Genomic DNA, 15139 nt, shown 5'->3' with positions numbered 1-15139 from the left:
AGGCGACGAAGCGTCCGTTCGAGACGGTCGGCGCGGTCGGGCGCATGGCCGCGGCGATCGGCCACGAGGAGGGCCTGATCTTCCGCGCCATCGGCGACCAGCTGGCGCTCTGCCCGCCGATGATCGTGACCGAGGGCGACGTCGACGAGATCATGACCCGCATGGGACGAACGCTCAATCGCCTGACGGATGCCGCCAAGGCCGAGGGGCTGCTGTGAGCCGGGCCAAGGCCGAGCCCGTCGTCCATATCGACGACGGGCGTTTCAAGGTGACGGAATGGCGCTTCGCACCGGGTGCCGAGACGGGCTGGCACATCCACGGCCACGACTACGTCATCGTGCCCCTCACCGATGGCCGCCTCGATCTCGGCCTGCCCGACGGCGGCGAGGCGAGCGCCGATCTGCGCCAGGGCGTACCCTATTCCCGGCGCACCGGAGTCGCGCACAACGTCGTCAACGGCGGTGACGCGCCGCTCGCCTTCCTAGAGGTCGAGGCGGTGGAGAGCGATCTCTCCGCCCGCCGTTTGGCGACCCTCGACCGCTTCATGGGCGCCTGGAACGCCCACGACGTCGACGGGCTGATGGATTGCATGGCGGACGCTTGCGCCTTCCACGGCTCGGCCGGCCCCGGGCCCGAAGGCGCGCGCCACGAGGGCCGCGAGGCCGTGCGCGCCGCCTTTGCTGCGCTGTTCGCGGCCTTTCCGGACGCCGCCTGGACGAAGGGCGCGCACGCCGTCTCGGGCGAGACAGGCCTCTCGTCCTGGCGCTTCGTCGGCACGTCCGCGGCGGGCGCGCGCGTCGAGGTCGACGGCTGCGACATCTTCCACTTCGACGGCGATCTCATCTCGCTGAAGGACTCGTATCGCAAGAACCGGACCTGACGACCGGTCGCCATCGGGCAGACGAATAAGGCCCCGGCCGCGCGATGCGGCCGGGGCCTTAACTTCATGTCGTGGAGGCGCCGCATCGCTGCGGCGCCCTGTTCCTCACTTCATGATCGCGTCCATCGGAACGGGCTCGGACAGGGTCCACTTGCCGACGACGCCCGGCTTGCCCTTCTCGACGTCGACCACGAGATAGGTCGCGTTGTTCTGGTGGTGCAGCTCGGAGGTGAAGGTGCGCGGTCCGAAGAGCGTCGGCTCGTCCTTCATCTTCTCGAGCTCGGCCACCACGGCCTCGGCGTCGGTCGAGCCGGCGCGCTCGACGGCCTTCGCCCAGACGTCCACCATCACGTAGCCGGGATAGGCGTACTGGCTGGACGGGTCGGCGCCGGTCTTCTCCTTGAAGGCGGTGTTGAACTTCTTGACGTCCGGGTTCGGGTCGTCACCGTAGATCGAGCCCTGGACCGGGATGAAGAAGTTCGACAGGTCGGGCACCGCGGGCAGCCAGTAGCTGCCGTCCATGCCCGAGCCGGTGAGGATCATCGAGTTGATGCCGGCCGCCCGAATCTGCTTCACCGCCGAGACGCCGCCCGGCATCATGGTGCAGAGCATGATCGCGTCGGGCTCCTTGGGCAGCGACTTGATGCGCGTGATCTGCGCGGCGATCGAGGCGTCCTCGTTCTTGAACGTATCCTCGCCGACGAGCTTGGCCCCCTGCGCCTCGAGCTTGGGCATCATCCAGTCGAAGCCGTCGCAGATGCCCTTGTTGTAGACGGTCCAGGTGTCGAGGAGCTTGTAGAAGTCCTTAGCGCCCTTCTCCTTGAACGCCCATTCCGACATCGCCGCGCCCTGCACCGGGGCGAGAACCGAGGCCGAGAAGGAGAGCGGGCCGACGCCCTGGATGCCGGCCTTGACCGATTCCGCGCACAGGAAGAACGAGACCTTGCCCGCGTCCTCGGCAGCGAGCGCCGCCGGCGAGCCGAAGTCGTAGTCGCAGGAGACGACCACGAGGTCGGCGCCCTCGTCGATCACGGTGAGGCCGGCCTTGGCGCCTTCCGCCCGGTCGGACTTGGTGTCGGCCTTGACCACCTCGATCTTCTTGCCGAGAAGGCCGCCCGCCTTGTTGATCTCGTCGATGCGGATGAGCGCGGCGTCGGTCGCCGGCTTGTCGTAGGCCTCCATGAAGCCCGACTCGGCCGTGGCGAAGCCGATCTTGATCGTGTCGTCGGCCGCAAAGGCCGGCGCGGTGAGAGCCACCGAGGCCAGGGCGGCTGCGACGAAGTGCTGGGTCTTTGTCATGCACGTCTCCTTTGCTGGACCGTCCGGCGTCAGGCCGGCGGGATCAGATGTTGCGGGACTTCCGACGAAGCGTGATCTCGGCCCGGCCGAAGAGGCCGGCCGGCCGGAGCGCGAGGATCACGATCATGATGACGCCGAGGGCGATCTCCTGGAGGCCCTTCGGCAGGGCGATCTCGGTGCCGCCGACGGCCACGCCCGCCTCGAACCAGCGCAGGATCTGGATCAGAGCGGAAAGGATGACGGTGCCAAGAACGGCCCCGGTCAGGCTGTTCATGCCGCCGACGACGAGCATCGACAGCGTGATGAAGGTGAGGCCGAGATAGAACGTGTCGGGCGTGACGACGCCGACGGAATGCGCCATCAGCGCGCCGCCCATGCCCATCACGGCGCCCGAGACGGTGAAGGCGACAAGGCGCTCGCGTGGGATGTCGACGCCCGACGCAGCTGCCGCCGTCGGCTCGTCGCGCGCGGCCCGCAGCGCCAGCCCCGAGCGCGAGATCGCATGCGCCCAGGCGACGAAGACCGCGACCACGGCGCCGATCAGGTAGGGCCAGAGGGTGCGCACGATCGGGATGCCGACCACCGACGAGGTGCCGCCCGTCACCGAATCCCAGTTGGCGTAGATCGTGTTGATCATGGCGAGCACCGCGAAGGTCGCGATCGAGGCGGCGATGCCCGACAGGCGCATCAGCACCCGGCCGAAGACGAGGGCCGCGAGGCCGGCGAAGAGCGCGGCGAGCGCCGCCGCCTGCCAGTAGGGCAGGCGCGCGGCGAGGATGAGGTCGGGCAGGCCCGGCAGCGCGCTCGCCTTCATCACCGGGTTGATGGTGAGCCAGGCCGCCATGTAGCCGCCGAGGCACGCGAAGCCGGCATGACCGAAGGACAGGACGCCGGAATTGCCGATGAAGATGTAGAGGCCGACCACGAAGATGACGCGCACGAAGACGTCGATCACCGTCTGGTTGAAGGGTCGCGAGCCGGTCCAGACCGTGGCCGCCGCGATGGCGATGAGGATCAGGGACAGGAGGACCGGCGTCAGGATCGTGCGCCCGGCGAGCGCGAAGCGCGCGGGCTTACGCGCCTCACCGAGAGAGGCGGCCGCCATGGGGAGCGATGCGGAGGGCGTGGTCATGGGATCAGACCCTTTCCTTGGTACCGCGCGCTGCGATCAGCCCTTGCGGGCGGAACAGGAGCACGAGGATCACGGCGGCGTAGACGAAGGCGTCGCGGAAGGCGCGGGCGTCGAGCGGCAGGGCGACCTGCATGACCACCGACGCGGCGCCGAGGAGGAAGCCCGCGAGCACCGCGCCCGCGAGACTCCCGAGCCCGCCGATCACCGTGGCGATGAAGGCCATCAGCATCAGCGAGGCGCCCATCTGGATGTCGACGGTGCCGGTCTGCGAGCCGAAGATCAGGCCGATCGCCGCCGCCAAGGCGCCCGACAGCGCGAAGGCGCCCATGATGACGCGGTTGGCCTTCACGCCCAGCATCCGCGCCATCGAGAAGTTCTCGGCCGCCGCGCGCATCTCCAGCCCGAAGCGCGTGCGGCGCAGGAACAGCGTCAGCGCGATCAGAATGGCGACGGTGGCCACGATGGTGATGAGCTGGAGGAGCGGCAGGCGCGCGCCCAGAATCTCGACCGGCTGAGAGAGGCCCGGCAGAAGCGAGATCGACTTCGGCCGGCTCGTGAAGAGCATCAGGAGGAAGTAGCGGATCACGAAGCCGAGCGCGAAGGAGGCGATCATCATCGTGGCGGGGCTGGCGTGCCGGAAGCGCCGGAAGATGGTGATCTCGCATAGGACCGACAGCCCGGCGCCGACGAGAAGCACGAAGGGCACGAGGAGATACCAGGGCAGCTGGCCGGCGAAGACGATCGCCATGGCATCCGTAGAGGGCCAGAGCAGCGCGAAGATCGAGAAGGCGATGACGTCGCCGTGGGCGAAGTTGACGAGGCGCATGACGCCGAAGATCAGCGCGATGCCGAGCGCGCCGAGGGCGTAGAGGGAGCCGAGCGAGAGCGCGTCGAAGACGACCTGCAGCATGATCAGTGCTCCTCGTAGCCGAAATAGGCGGCCTTGATGGCCTCGCCGTGCCCCAGTTCGCGCGCGTCGCCGTCGAGGAGGACGCGGCCGCCGCGCATCAGGATCATCCGCCCGCCGACCATCACCGCGCGGGTGGAACTCTGCTCGACGACGAGGAGCGTCAGCGAGCGCTGGCGCTGCAGCGCGATCAGCCGCTCGTAGACCTGGTCGGTGATGTTGGGGGCGAGGCCGAGCGACGGCTCGTCGATCGCGATCAGCTTCGGCCCCGTCATCAGGGCGCGGCCGATGACGAGCATCTGCTGCTGGCCGCCGGACAGGAGGCCGGCCTGTTGATGGCGGCGCTCCTTCAGGATCGGGAAGGTGGCGTAGACGGCCTCGAGCTCGGCCGCCGCCCGCGCCTTGGCGCCGGGGTCCTTGGCGCGCATGCCGGTGCCGACCATGAGGTTCTCCTCGATGGTGAGCGAGCCGAAGACCTCGCGCCCCTCCGGCACCATGGAGACGCCGAGGCGGGCGATGCCTTCCGGCTTCTCGGCGGTGATGTCGGTGCCGGCAAGGCGGATCGTGCCCTCGGCGGGCCGGGTGACGCCGGCGATCGCCCGCATCAGCGAGGACTTGCCCGCCCCGTTCGGGCCGGTGACGAAGAGGATCTCGCCTTCGTTCAGCGAGAAGGACACCTCGCGCACGGCGGTGAGGCGGCCGTAGCGGATGGTGATGCCGGAGAGTTCGAGAAGGCTCACAGGGTCACCTCCAGCGCTTCGACGGGAACCGGGGCATCGGCGGCCGTGCCCATGTAGGCGTGGCGCACCTTCTCGCTCGCGCGGATGGCGGCGGGCGCCCCCTCTTCGATCACGGCGCCCGAATCCAGCACCACGATGTGCTCGCACAGGCCGAGCACCAGCCCGACATTGTGCTCGATGAGAAGGACGCCGCAGCCGAGATCGGCGGCGATGCGCCGGATCAGCGCCGAGAGTTCGGATGCCTCCGGCCCGCTCATGCCTGCCGCCGGCTCGTCGAGGAGCACGAAGGCCGGACGGCCCATCAGCGCGCGCCCGATCGCGACCCGCCGCTCGTCGGTATAGGGGAGCGTGCCGGCGATGCGGGGGCCGAGATCGGCGATGCCCATCCAGCGCAGCATCGCCTCGGCCTCGGCGACCGCCTGCCGGCGCGACAGGCCGAGCCCGACGCCGGTCACCTCGAGATTGTCGATCACGGCGAGATCGCGGAACAGCCGCCCGCCCTGGAAGGTGCGCGCGATGCCGCGGCGGCGGACCTGAAAGGGCTTGAGGCCGGAGAGGCTGGCGCCGTCGAGCTGCACGGCGCCGCCGGTCGGCGCCTGGAAGCCGGTCAGGACGTTGACGAGCGTCGTCTTACCGGCGCCGTTTGGCCCGATCAGGCCGGTGATGCGCCCCGGCTCGATCTCGAGATCCACCGCCGACAGGGCCTTCAGCCCGGCAAAGGCGACGGAGACGGAGTCCGCCCTCAAGCTTCGCATGCGCCATTCCCCTTTCTATCGCGATGGAAGGGCGCGACGTCCGGCCGGATGGCCGGACCGTCGGCAATTCGCCAAGGCCCCCTTCGAACCGGCCAAGCGGGCCGGTCACTGCGGACGCCCGGCCGCGGCCGGACATCCCTCATGGAGCTCCCCGCGCCGGCCCCACCGGCGCGCCTCTCGGCAGGCGCTCAGCCCGCGACGTGATCCCTGGCGCGCTGGAGCGCTGCCTTGGCGTCGGCCCGAGCCGCCAGCGCCTCGTCCATCGTCACCGGCTGGAAGCGGGCGGGCGTGTGCGGCTGCAACTGCGCGATCAGGTCCATGTCGGCCGAGATCACGACGCCGAGCATCATGTAGCCGCCGCCCGAGACCGCATCGCGGTGGAGCACGATCGGCTCAGTGCCGCTCGGCACCTGGACGGAGCCGTAGGGATAGCAGGCGTCGACGATGTTGGAGGGGTCGGAGCCCGCGCCGAAGGGCTGCTCGCGCTCCACGAACTCCAGCGGCGCCCCGCCGCGGAAGCGATAGCCGATGCGATCGGCCTCCGGCGCCACCTTCCACGTGTCCTCGAAGAAGCGCTTGCCGGCGGCGTCGGTGATGCGGTGCCAGTAGATGCCGGGCAGCATGCGCAGTTCCGCCGGGATCGGCCGCTCGCGCCGGAGGTGGACGGGAAGGCTGCGACTCGTCGTGTTCGGCCCCTCACCCACCGGCAGGACGTCGCCCGCCTTGATCGCGCGGCCTTCGAAGCCCCCGAGGGCGCCGAGCACGTAGGTCGTGCGCGAGCCGAGCACGACCGGCACGTCGATGCCGCCGGAGATCGCGATATAGGCGCGCGCGCCGCCCTTCAGGAAGCCGAAGGAGAGCCGGTCGCCGGCCTTGACGGGGAAGCTTTCCCAGGTCGGGCGCTCCTCGCCGTTGACCTTGGGCGGCAGCTCGCCGCCGGTGACGGCCACCGAGGCGTCCTTCGTGAACTCGAGCTCCGGCCCCATGAAGGTGGCCTCGAGCAGCGCCGCGTTCGCGTCGTTGCCGACGAGAAGGTTGGCGATCACGGTGGCGAAGCGGTCCATGCCGCCGCCCTCGGGGATGCCGAGGTGGTAGTAGCCGGGACGGCCGAGGTCCTGAACGGTGGTGGCGAGACCCGGCGCAATGACGTTAATGCCCATCGAGAAGCTCCATCAGCTTGGCGTTGGTGCCCGCGATGTCGCGGTTGAACTCGGCGAGGTTGAAGGTGCAGGGGCGGATCGTCGGCGCGAAGGTGTTGGCCTCGATCGCCTCCAGCGTCGCGTCGTACTCGGCCCGGTCGATCGCCTTGAACTTCACGATGTCGCCCGGCTTGAAGAGGCACATCTCGTCGCGCAGATAATTTACCTGCCGCGTCGGGTCGTAGATCGGCGCCGGCGTCACGCCGTACATCTGGTAGCCGCCCGCCCCGCGCACCGAGTAGATCGCGGCGAAGCATCCCCCATGGCCGATGGTGAGCTTGGGCGTGTCGGTGCGGGGCCGCAGATACTTCGGCGCCTCGATCTGCCTCTGCCGCTCGACCATCTGGTAGAGCCAGGGCAGGCCCGCGACGAACCCCACCATCGAGACGAACCAGGGCTGGCCGGAATAGGCCGCGATGAACTCCTCGACGGTGGCGTAGCCGTTGATCCGGGCGGAGTATTCGAGATCGGTCGACGAGGGGTCCTGGTGGCGCTCGCGAAAGCGCTGGCCGGTCTCGTGCGTCCACGGGTCCTGGAAGTAGACCGGCAGCTCGATGATGCGCGTCTCCAGCGTCTCGTCGGACTTCGCCGCCGCCGCCTCGAAGGACTGGAGTTCCTTCAGGAGGTCCTGCGGGCTGATCCTGTCGGGATCGAAGCGGATCTGGAAGCTGGCATTGGCCGGGCAGATCTCGGTGACGCCGGGAATGTTGGCGTCGCGCACCGCCTTCGTCATCGACAGGCCGGTGAAGAAGGAGGCGAGCGACATCTCCTCGGAGACTTCTCCGAAGATGTGTTCGTCGCCGCCGAAGCTGAAGCGTATCGACATCGGATCTCCTGTCAGGCGCCGAGCGCCGCGGCGTTGTCGGTGAGCCAGCCTTCCAGCCAGCGGGTGTGGACGTCTCCCGCGCGCACGGCCGGGTCGGCCGCGAGCGCGAGGAAGAGCGGCTTGGTGGTCTTCAGGCCGTCGATGCGCGTCTCGCCGAGGGCCCGCACCAGCCGGTCGATCGCGGCTTCCCGCGTCTCGGCGTGGACGATGAGCTTGGCGAGCAGCGAGTCGTAGAAGGGCGGCACCTGGTAGCCGGGATAGAGCATCGAATCGAAGCGCACGCCGGGCCCGCCGGGCACACGCAGCGTCTCGACCGTGCCGGGAAAGGGTGCGAAGTCGCGCGCTGGGTCCTCGGCGTTGAGGCGCACCTCGATCGCGTGGCCCTTGACGACGACGTCGGACTGCTTCAGCCGCAGCGACTCGCCGCCCGCGATCCGCAGCATCTCGGCCACGAGGTCGATGCCGGTGATCGCCTCCGTTACCGGATGCTCCACCTGGATGCGGGTGTTCATCTCGATGAAGTAGAAGCGATCGGCCGCGTCGTCGTAGAGATACTCGACCGTTCCGGCACCGGAATAGTTGACGGCCTTCGCAAGCGCGACGGCCGAGGCGCAGAGCTCCTCGCGAAGCGCGGGCGACAGGGCGCGCGAGGGCGCCTCCTCCCAGACCTTCTGTCGGCGGCGCTGCAGTGAGCACTCGCGCTCGAAGCAGTGGATCGCGTCGCGGCCGTCGGCCAGCACCTGCACCTCGATGTGCCGGGCGCGGCCGATCACCTTTTCCATATAGAGCCCGCCGTCGCCGAAGGCGGCGAGCGCCTCGGCCTCGGCCTGCGGGAAGGCCTGGTCGAATTCGGCTTCGGAGTTGGCGATGCGGATGCCGCGACCGCCGCCGCCCGCCGCCGCCTTGATCATTACGGGAAAACCAGTCTCGGCGAGAACCGCGCGCGCCGCCTCGATGCCCTCGACCCGCCCCTTGGAGCCCGGCACCACGGGAACGCCCGCCTTCGCGGCGGCGTCGCGCGCGGAGACCTTGTCGCCCATCAGGCGGATCGCATCCCCGGACGGCCCAACAAAGACGAGGCCGGCGGCCGTCACCGCGTCGGAGAACTCGGCGTTCTCGGCGAGGAACCCGTAGCCGGGATGGACGCTGTCGCAGCCGGTGTCTTGGGCGGCCTTCAGGAGCGCGGGGATGCTGAGGTAGGACTTCTTGGGCGCCGGCGGCCCGATCGCGACGGCCTCGTCGGCGAGCTGGACGTGGAGGGCGTCCGCGTCGGCCGCCGAATGGACGGCGACCGTCGCGATGCCGAGATCCTTCGCGGCCCGGACGATGCGCACCGCGATCTCCCCGCGGTTGGCGACGAGGAGCTTCCTGATCATCAGTCGAGATCCGCGAGCGGCGCGCCGGCCATCACCGGTTCCTCGTTGTCGGCGATGAAGCGCACGTTCTCGCCGGCCACCTCGGAGCGGACCTCGTGGAAGGACTTCATCACCTCGACGAGGCCGATGACGTCACCGACCGCCACCGCGTCGCCGTCGGCCTTGTAGGGCGGCTTGTCGGGCGAGGCGCTGCGATAGAACGTGCCGGGAAGCGGCGAGAGGATCTGCGGCATGTCAGGAACTCCGGAAAGCGGGGCTTCGGGCGAAGGCTTGCAAGTTCAGTGCCAGGGCGCGATCGCGGCGCGGACGGCGCGCGCGATGTCGACGGCGTTGGGCGTGTCGGAATGGACGCAGATCGTCTCGGCCTTGGCGGGGAAGCGGCTGCCATCGCTGGCGGTGCCCTCCTCCTCGCGCAGCGCGCGCAGGCAGTACTCGGCCATCAGCGCGGGATCCTTGGCGTCGTGCTCGCGCGTCACGATCAGCTTGCCGCCGGGCGCATAGTCGAGGTCGGCGTAGAATTCGTGCACGAAGGGAATGCCGCGCGCCTGATAGACTGTCTCGTGCAGGGTGCCGGTCATGCCGAAGAGCGGGACGCCGAACACGGCCGCCGCGTCGCAGATGCCGTGCGCGACCTCCTCCTGCCGGGCGGCCATGCCGTAGAGGCTGCCGTGCGGCTTGATGTGGTTGAGCACCATGCCCTCGGCGTCGAGGAAGCCTTTCAGCGCGCCGGTCTGGTAGATCACGAGGTTGGCGACCTCGTCCCGCGAGAGCTTCATCTCGCGCCGGCCGAAGCCCGCGAGATCGGGAAGCGCGGGATGGGCGCCGACCTTGACGCCGTTTTCCTTCGCACGGCGCACCGTCTTGCGCATATGATCGGGGTCCGAGGCATGGAACCCGCAGGCGACGTTGGCGACGTCGATCAACGGCATCAGCCCGGCGTCGTCGCCGAGGACGTAGAGGCCGAAGCCCTCGCCCATATCGCAGTTGAGTGTGACCCCCATCGTCTCCCCCGCCTTCGCAACTGCCAAAATTTTGGCGTTGCAATTTTTTTGCGCAACTTCGACACGTTGTGAAATAGTCATTTTTTGAAAATGATATCGAAAAATCAGATACGGCAGGCGGGCAAGGGGTTCGATGACGATCACGCTGCGACAGCTCGACTATTTCATCGCCACCGCCGACAGCGGGCAGGTCAGCCATGCGGCGGTCGAGCTCAACATCTCGCAGTCGGCGGTGACGGCCGCGGTGAAGTCGCTGGAGATCGAGCTTGGCGTGAAGCTCTTTGAGCGCACTCATTCGGGCGTGCGGCTGACGATGGAGGGCACGCGCTTCCTGGAGCGGGCGCGCGCCATCACCGGCGCCGTCGCGGCCGCGATCCAAAGCCCGCTTCGCGACCGCGAGGGTCAGGCCGGTACGCTTCGCCTCGGCATGACCTACACGGTGGTCGGCTATTTCATGTCCCGCTACTACGCCCGCTTCCGCAAGCTCCACCCGCAGATCGAGGTCGAGGTGGCCGAACTGCCGCGCGACGCGCTGGAGAAGGGCGTCGTCGACGGCGACGTCGACATGGCGGTGATGCTGGTCTCGAACCTCGAGCGCAGCGGCGAGATCGACTGCGAGACGCTGGTGCGCTCGCGCCGGCGCCTCTGGCTCCCGGCCGACCACCACCTCCTGACGAGACCCGCGATCACCCTGTCCGACGTCGCCGCCGAAAACTACGTGATGCTGACCGTCGACGAGGCCAAGACCACCGCCGTCCGCTACTGGGACGCCGCCGGCCTCCAGCCGCGACCCGTCCTGACCACGGCCTCCGTCGAGGCGGTGCGCTCGCTGGTGGCGTCGGGCATGGGCGTCACGATCCTGTCCGACATGGTCTACCGGCCCTGGTCGCTGGAGGGCCAGCGGATCGAGGTGCGCTCCTTGGTGGAGCCGATCCCCAGCATGGACGTCGGCCTCGCCTGGGCCCGTGCGCGCGACATCCCGCCCCAGGCCGCCGTGTTCCGCGCCTTCATGTCGGTGACGATGGGCGGCGGCGGGTGACGGCGCCGATCACGACGATCAGCCGGCGGCCGCCAGCGAGGCGTCCTTCTCCTCGAGATGAAGGAACGCCCCGTCGAACTGGCCGAGGCGCGACAGCGCATTCCAGTTCAGAACGTCGACATGCCCCTTCTCCATGCGGATAAGCTCGCGCGCGCGCAGCGCCTGCACCGCCTTGTTGATGCTGACGAGGGTGAGGCCGAGGACGTCGCCGATCTGCTGCTGCGACAGCGCGAGGTCGAAGCCGCCGTCGTCCGCAAGGCCGACCGCCTTGTGCCGGAGGTACATCTCGCACAGGAAATGGGCGAGGCGCGCCTCGGCGTCCAACTGCCCGTTGCGGAAGATCGCCGCCCGGTGGAGCGCCGCGTCGATCAGGCTCTCGCGCCACAGCGAGGAGGCGAGGAGCGGCGAGGCGTCGCAGACGCGGCGAAGCTCGGCATGCGGCACGAACGCGACGCGCGAGGGCACCACCGTCTCGAGGTCGTGGTCCATGTGCGGCACCTGCAGGCTCTGCAGGTCGGGCATGTCGCCGGGCACGTGGATCGACAGGATCTGGCGCTGGCCGTCCACCGTGTAGCGGGCGCGCGCCAGGAGCCCCTGCAGGATCAGGCACGAGTGCTTCGGCCGGTCACCCTCGCGCACGAAGCTGCGGCGCGCCGCCATATCCTCGACGCGCCAGGGCAGGCTCGCCAGAAGATCGCGCTCCGCCGCGCCGAACGGCTTGTGGGCCGCCAGGCGCAACTGCAGGAGGCGCAGGGCATCGTCGTTTGCGGGGATCATCTCCGGCTCCTTACGAAATGATCGGGCTCGGGCCTGTATGTAGCCGACTGCATAGGCTTGCGACAGCGTTGTTTCGATCGCCAGCGCCTCGAAGGATCGGACGTCTCGTTCAGTCGGCGAGGCCGGAATTCATCCCGGCTGGCGTATCGACGCGGCCGATCGGTAGCCGTGCAGATCTTAGGGGCGACGGGAAACATTGGCCTGTTCCGGCATGCCGAACCTCTGTCCGCCCATGGGGGAAACGCCAACTGCGAAAAAAGGGATCCGCGCCCCGCATCGCGGCCCATGGAAGGAGCGTTGCCGGATGACGGGTTCCCCCACAGCAGTGTCCTGGCAACCCGTGGTCGCGGTGCCCGTCCGCAACGAGGCGCGGCGGATCGCGGCGTTGCTGCGCGCCCTGAACGGCCAGTCCTTCGGCGGGGGCGCCGGGACCGTGCCCGTGGTGCTCGTTCTCAACAACTGCACGGACGGCACCCGCACGATCTGCGAGGCGGCATTGCGCGACCTTCCCCGCCTGCGAGCCGAGGTGATCGACGTCGATCTGCCGGCCGCGAGCGCCCATGTCGGCACGGCGCGGCGCATGGCGATGGACCGCGCGGCAGCGCTCTGCACGCGCGGCCTTGGCGCGGTCCTGACCACGGATGCCGACGCGGTGCCCGACCGCGACTGGATCGCGGCGACCGTCCGCGCGCTCGACCGCGGCGCGGACCTCGTCGGCGGCAAGCTCACCGGCAACCGCGAGGAGGAGGAGCGCCTCGGCCCCGCCTTCAACGCGAGGGCGGGCGCGGCCGCCGCCTATGCCGCGCATTGCGACCGCCTCGCCGCCCTCATCGACCCGCTCGACCACGACCCCTGGCCCCGCCATGGCGACCACACGGGCGGGAGCCTCGCCATCCGCGCCGATCTCTACCGCGCCCTCGGCGGCCTGCCGCCGCTCTCCCGGCGCGAGGACCTCGCCCTCGTCAGCCTTGCCCGCGCGGCGGGCGCAAGGCTCGTGCACCCGCTCGACGTGCGGGTCGAGGTGTCGGCGCGCCTCATCGGCCGGGCCGAAGGCGGCATGGCCGACTGCCTGAAGGCCTGGATGCGGGCCGAGAGCGAAGGGCGCCCCCATCTCGTGGAGGCGCCGGCCCGCGTCGAGGCGCGGCTGAAGCGGCGCCGGGCGGTGCGCGATCTTGTCCGCCTCGCTGCACCCGCACGTGAGCGGGCCGCGCGGGCGCTCGGGCTCGACCCGAGGACGCTTCGGGACGCGCCGGAAGCGCATACGGCCGGCTGGCTGGTGGAGCGCTTCGCACCGGACGAGCCGGACGCCAAGGCCACCGTCCCGATCGGCGAGGCGCTGGCGGCGATCGGCGGCCTGATCGCGACCTACGAGGGGACGATGCGTGCGGCCTGACCGCTTCGAGGCCGGCGAGACCGGCGACGACCTGCATCGCGCCATCGCCGCGGATGCGACGGCACGCGACCGCGACGGCGCCTTTCCCGAGCGGGCCTTCGAGGCCTTGCGGCGGGCCGGCCTCGTCGCCGATCCGCCGCTGCAACATGCTGAGATCGGCACGCTGCTGCGGCACCTCGCGGCCGTCGGCCGGGCCGACCTCGCCGTCGGGCGGATCTACGAAGGCCACGTCAACGCGCTCGCTCTGATGCGCCGTCATGGCACGCCGGCCCAGCGCGCGCGCTTCGACGCGCTGGCGCGCGAGGGGGGCGTCTTCGGCGTCTGGAACACCGACAAGCCGGACGATCCGCTGCGCCTCGACGGCGGGCGCCTGCGGGGTGCCAAGACCTATGCCTCCGGCGTCGACGGCCTGTCGCACGCGATCGTCACCGTCAGTGAGCCCGCAGGGCGGGTGATGATCGTGGTGCCACTCGCCGGCCTTCCTGTCGATCGCTCCTGGTGGCGGCCGATGGGCATGCGTGCCTCGGGAAGCCATGTGGTCGACTTCACCGATGTCGCGGTAACGCCCGATCGGATCCTCGGGGACCCCGACGCCTATCTCGAGGCGCCCTGGTTCTTTGCCGGCGCGATCCGCTTCGTCGCCGTGCAGGTCGGCGGCATGCACGCCGTCTTCGATGCCGTGGTCGCTCATCTGCGGGCAAGCGGGCGGATCGGTGATCCCTACCAGGCGCAACGCGTGGCCCGGATGGGCGCGGCGGTGGAAGGCGGCTACGGCTGGCTCGACCGGGCGGCCGGCGAATGGGCCGCGGTGGCTGCCGGCCGCGCCGCGCCCGAACCGCTCGTCGCCACCGCGAATGCCGCCCGCGGCGCGGTCGAGGCGGCGGCGCTCGGTGTCCTGGAGGAGGCCGAGCGCGGCGTCGGCGCCGCCGGCCTGATCGCGCCCCATCCCTTGGAGCGTCTGATGCGCGATCTCCGGACATATCTGCGCCAGCCGAACCCCGACGGCGCGCTGGCCGGTCTCGGCGCGGCGATCGCCGACGGCCGCTGGGAGCCCGGCCGAACCTTCGGAGCGACGGAGCCCCGATGACCCCTCCCCTCGACCCCGCGTCGCTCGACGCTCAACGCGTGCTCGTGGTCGCGCCCCACCCCGACGACGAAGCGCTCGGCTGCGGCGGCCTCCTCTGGCACCTCGCGCGCCGCGGGCGTCTCATCCATGTCCTGTTCGTCACCGACGGTGGCGCCTCGCACCTCCATTCGCCAACCTGGCCGCGCGCGCGGCTCGCGGCGACGCGCGAGGCGGAAGCTGCAAGCGCGTTGCGCGAACTTGGCCTCGGATCGGCGCCGCGCACGTTCCTGCGCCTGCCCGACGCGGACCTGCCCCCGCACGGCTCGCCCGGCGACGCGGCGGCGCTTCAAGGCGTTACCGCTATCGTGCGATCGGTCGAGCCCGATGTCGTGCTTCTGCCGTGGCGGCGCGATCCTCACCGCGACCACCGCGACGCCTGGAGCCTCGTCACCCGCGCGCTCGACAGCGCAGGGATGGCGCCCGCAACGCTGGAATATGCGATCTGGCTCGACGAGATCGGGGTCGCGGACGACCATCCCCGCCCGGGCGAGATGGAGCGTGTCGGCTATGCGATCGGCAATGCACTGCCGGCCAAGCGACGGGCCGTCGCCGCGCACCGCAGCCAGTGCGGCGAGTTGATCCACGACGATCCGACGGCCTTTTGCCTCACCGAGGCGACGATCGAGCGCCTGACCGGCCCCGTCGAAACCTACTGGCGCCCCTTGTGACGAAGGCGATCGATCGTCGCC

At 70.0% G+C, this 15139-nt stretch carries 16 protein-coding genes and 1 pseudogene; 6 read left to right on the top strand and 11 right to left on the bottom strand.

Annotated elements, in window-relative coordinates:
* Nucleotides 1–218 (top strand): annotated as a pseudogene (locus QZ753_RS03870) (aspartate aminotransferase family protein); the annotation flags it as partial.
* Nucleotides 215–880: a nuclear transport factor 2 family protein gene (locus tag QZ753_RS03865; protein ID WP_294641374.1), complete on the top strand. Its 666-nt coding sequence runs from the start codon at nucleotides 215–217 to the stop codon at nucleotides 878–880. The pseudogene QZ753_RS03870 and the gene QZ753_RS03865, both read left to right, overlap by 4 nt.
* Before the next feature lie 105 nt (nucleotides 881–985).
* On the opposite strand, the gene QZ753_RS03860 is transcribed toward QZ753_RS03865, so the two are convergent.
* From QZ753_RS03860 to QZ753_RS03815, 10 genes are all read right to left on the bottom strand, one after another.
* The gene (locus QZ753_RS03860) at nucleotides 986–2179 is read right to left on the bottom strand and encodes an ABC transporter substrate-binding protein (protein WP_294641373.1); all 1194 of its coding nucleotides are present in this window, start codon (nucleotides 2177–2179) and stop codon (nucleotides 986–988) included.
* Nucleotides 2180–2222: 43 nt separating this feature from the next.
* Nucleotides 2223–3311, bottom strand: a complete 1089-nt coding sequence (locus tag QZ753_RS03855) for a branched-chain amino acid ABC transporter permease (RefSeq protein ID WP_294641372.1) — start codon at nucleotides 3309–3311, stop codon at nucleotides 2223–2225.
* A 4-nt stretch (nucleotides 3312–3315) separates the two neighbouring features.
* The gene (locus tag QZ753_RS03850; RefSeq protein ID WP_294641371.1) at nucleotides 3316–4221 is read right to left on the bottom strand and encodes a branched-chain amino acid ABC transporter permease; all 906 of its coding nucleotides are present in this window, start codon (nucleotides 4219–4221) and stop codon (nucleotides 3316–3318) included.
* Between the two features lie 2 nt (nucleotides 4222–4223).
* The gene (locus QZ753_RS03845; RefSeq protein ID WP_294641370.1) at nucleotides 4224–4958 is read right to left on the bottom strand and encodes an ABC transporter ATP-binding protein; all 735 of its coding nucleotides are present in this window, start codon (nucleotides 4956–4958) and stop codon (nucleotides 4224–4226) included.
* On the bottom strand, nucleotides 4955–5713 hold the full coding sequence (locus QZ753_RS03840; protein WP_294641369.1) for an ABC transporter ATP-binding protein: 759 nt from the start codon (nucleotides 5711–5713) through the stop codon (nucleotides 4955–4957). The genes QZ753_RS03845 and QZ753_RS03840 overlap by 4 nt, the downstream gene beginning before the upstream one ends.
* 188 nt (nucleotides 5714–5901) lie before the next feature.
* Nucleotides 5902–6873, bottom strand: coding sequence for a biotin-dependent carboxyltransferase family protein (locus tag QZ753_RS03835; RefSeq protein ID WP_294641368.1), 972 nt, complete (start codon nucleotides 6871–6873; stop codon nucleotides 5902–5904).
* A complete protein-coding gene (locus tag QZ753_RS03830; RefSeq protein ID WP_294641367.1) occupies nucleotides 6863–7738 on the bottom strand; it encodes a carboxyltransferase domain-containing protein in 876 nt (291 codons plus the stop codon). The genes QZ753_RS03835 and QZ753_RS03830 overlap by 11 nt, the downstream gene beginning before the upstream one ends.
* Nucleotides 7739–7749: 11 nt before the next feature.
* Nucleotides 7750–9117 (bottom strand): acetyl-CoA carboxylase biotin carboxylase subunit, encoded by a 1368-nt coding sequence (locus QZ753_RS03825; RefSeq protein WP_294641375.1) that lies wholly within the window; start codon nucleotides 9115–9117, stop codon nucleotides 7750–7752.
* Nucleotides 9114–9347, bottom strand: a complete 234-nt coding sequence (locus QZ753_RS03820) for an acetyl-CoA carboxylase (RefSeq protein ID WP_294641366.1) — start codon at nucleotides 9345–9347, stop codon at nucleotides 9114–9116. Before QZ753_RS03820 ends, QZ753_RS03825 begins: the two co-directional genes overlap by 4 nt.
* 45 nt (nucleotides 9348–9392) lie before the next feature.
* A complete protein-coding gene (locus QZ753_RS03815; protein WP_294641365.1) occupies nucleotides 9393–10115 on the bottom strand; it encodes a LamB/YcsF family protein in 723 nt (240 codons plus the stop codon).
* Nucleotides 10116–10248: 133 nt separating this feature from the next.
* Here QZ753_RS03815 and QZ753_RS03810 point away from each other — a divergent pair, with 133 nt between their 5' ends.
* Nucleotides 10249–11154, top strand: coding sequence for a LysR family transcriptional regulator (locus QZ753_RS03810; protein WP_294641364.1), 906 nt, complete (start codon nucleotides 10249–10251; stop codon nucleotides 11152–11154).
* A gap of 18 nt (nucleotides 11155–11172) precedes the next feature.
* On the opposite strand, the gene QZ753_RS03805 is transcribed toward QZ753_RS03810, so the two are convergent.
* Entirely contained in the window at nucleotides 11173–11931 is a 759-nt protein-coding gene (locus QZ753_RS03805) for a Crp/Fnr family transcriptional regulator (RefSeq protein WP_294641363.1), read from the bottom strand.
* A gap of 304 nt (nucleotides 11932–12235) precedes the next feature.
* Between QZ753_RS03805 and QZ753_RS03800 the strand changes: the two genes are divergently transcribed.
* From QZ753_RS03800 to QZ753_RS03790, 3 genes are read left to right on the top strand one after another with little or no spacing between them, the layout of a single operon-like run.
* Entirely contained in the window at nucleotides 12236–13324 is a 1089-nt protein-coding gene (locus tag QZ753_RS03800; protein ID WP_294641362.1) for a glycosyltransferase, read from the top strand.
* Nucleotides 13314–14411, top strand: a complete 1098-nt coding sequence (locus QZ753_RS03795; protein ID WP_294641361.1) for an acyl-CoA dehydrogenase family protein — start codon at nucleotides 13314–13316, stop codon at nucleotides 14409–14411. Before QZ753_RS03800 ends, QZ753_RS03795 begins: the two co-directional genes overlap by 11 nt.
* Nucleotides 14408–15118 carry a PIG-L deacetylase family protein gene (locus QZ753_RS03790; protein WP_294641360.1) on the top strand — a complete coding sequence of 237 codons (711 nt, stop codon included), beginning with the start codon at nucleotides 14408–14410 and terminating at the stop codon, nucleotides 15116–15118. Before QZ753_RS03795 ends, QZ753_RS03790 begins: the two co-directional genes overlap by 4 nt.
* The last annotated feature ends 21 nt before the right edge of the window (nucleotides 15119–15139 follow it).

This window comes from uncultured Aureimonas sp., from assembly GCF_913775355.1.
GTDB lineage: Bacteria > Pseudomonadota > Alphaproteobacteria > Rhizobiales > Rhizobiaceae > Aureimonas.
This window is presented reverse-complemented; position numbering and strand designations above follow the sequence as displayed.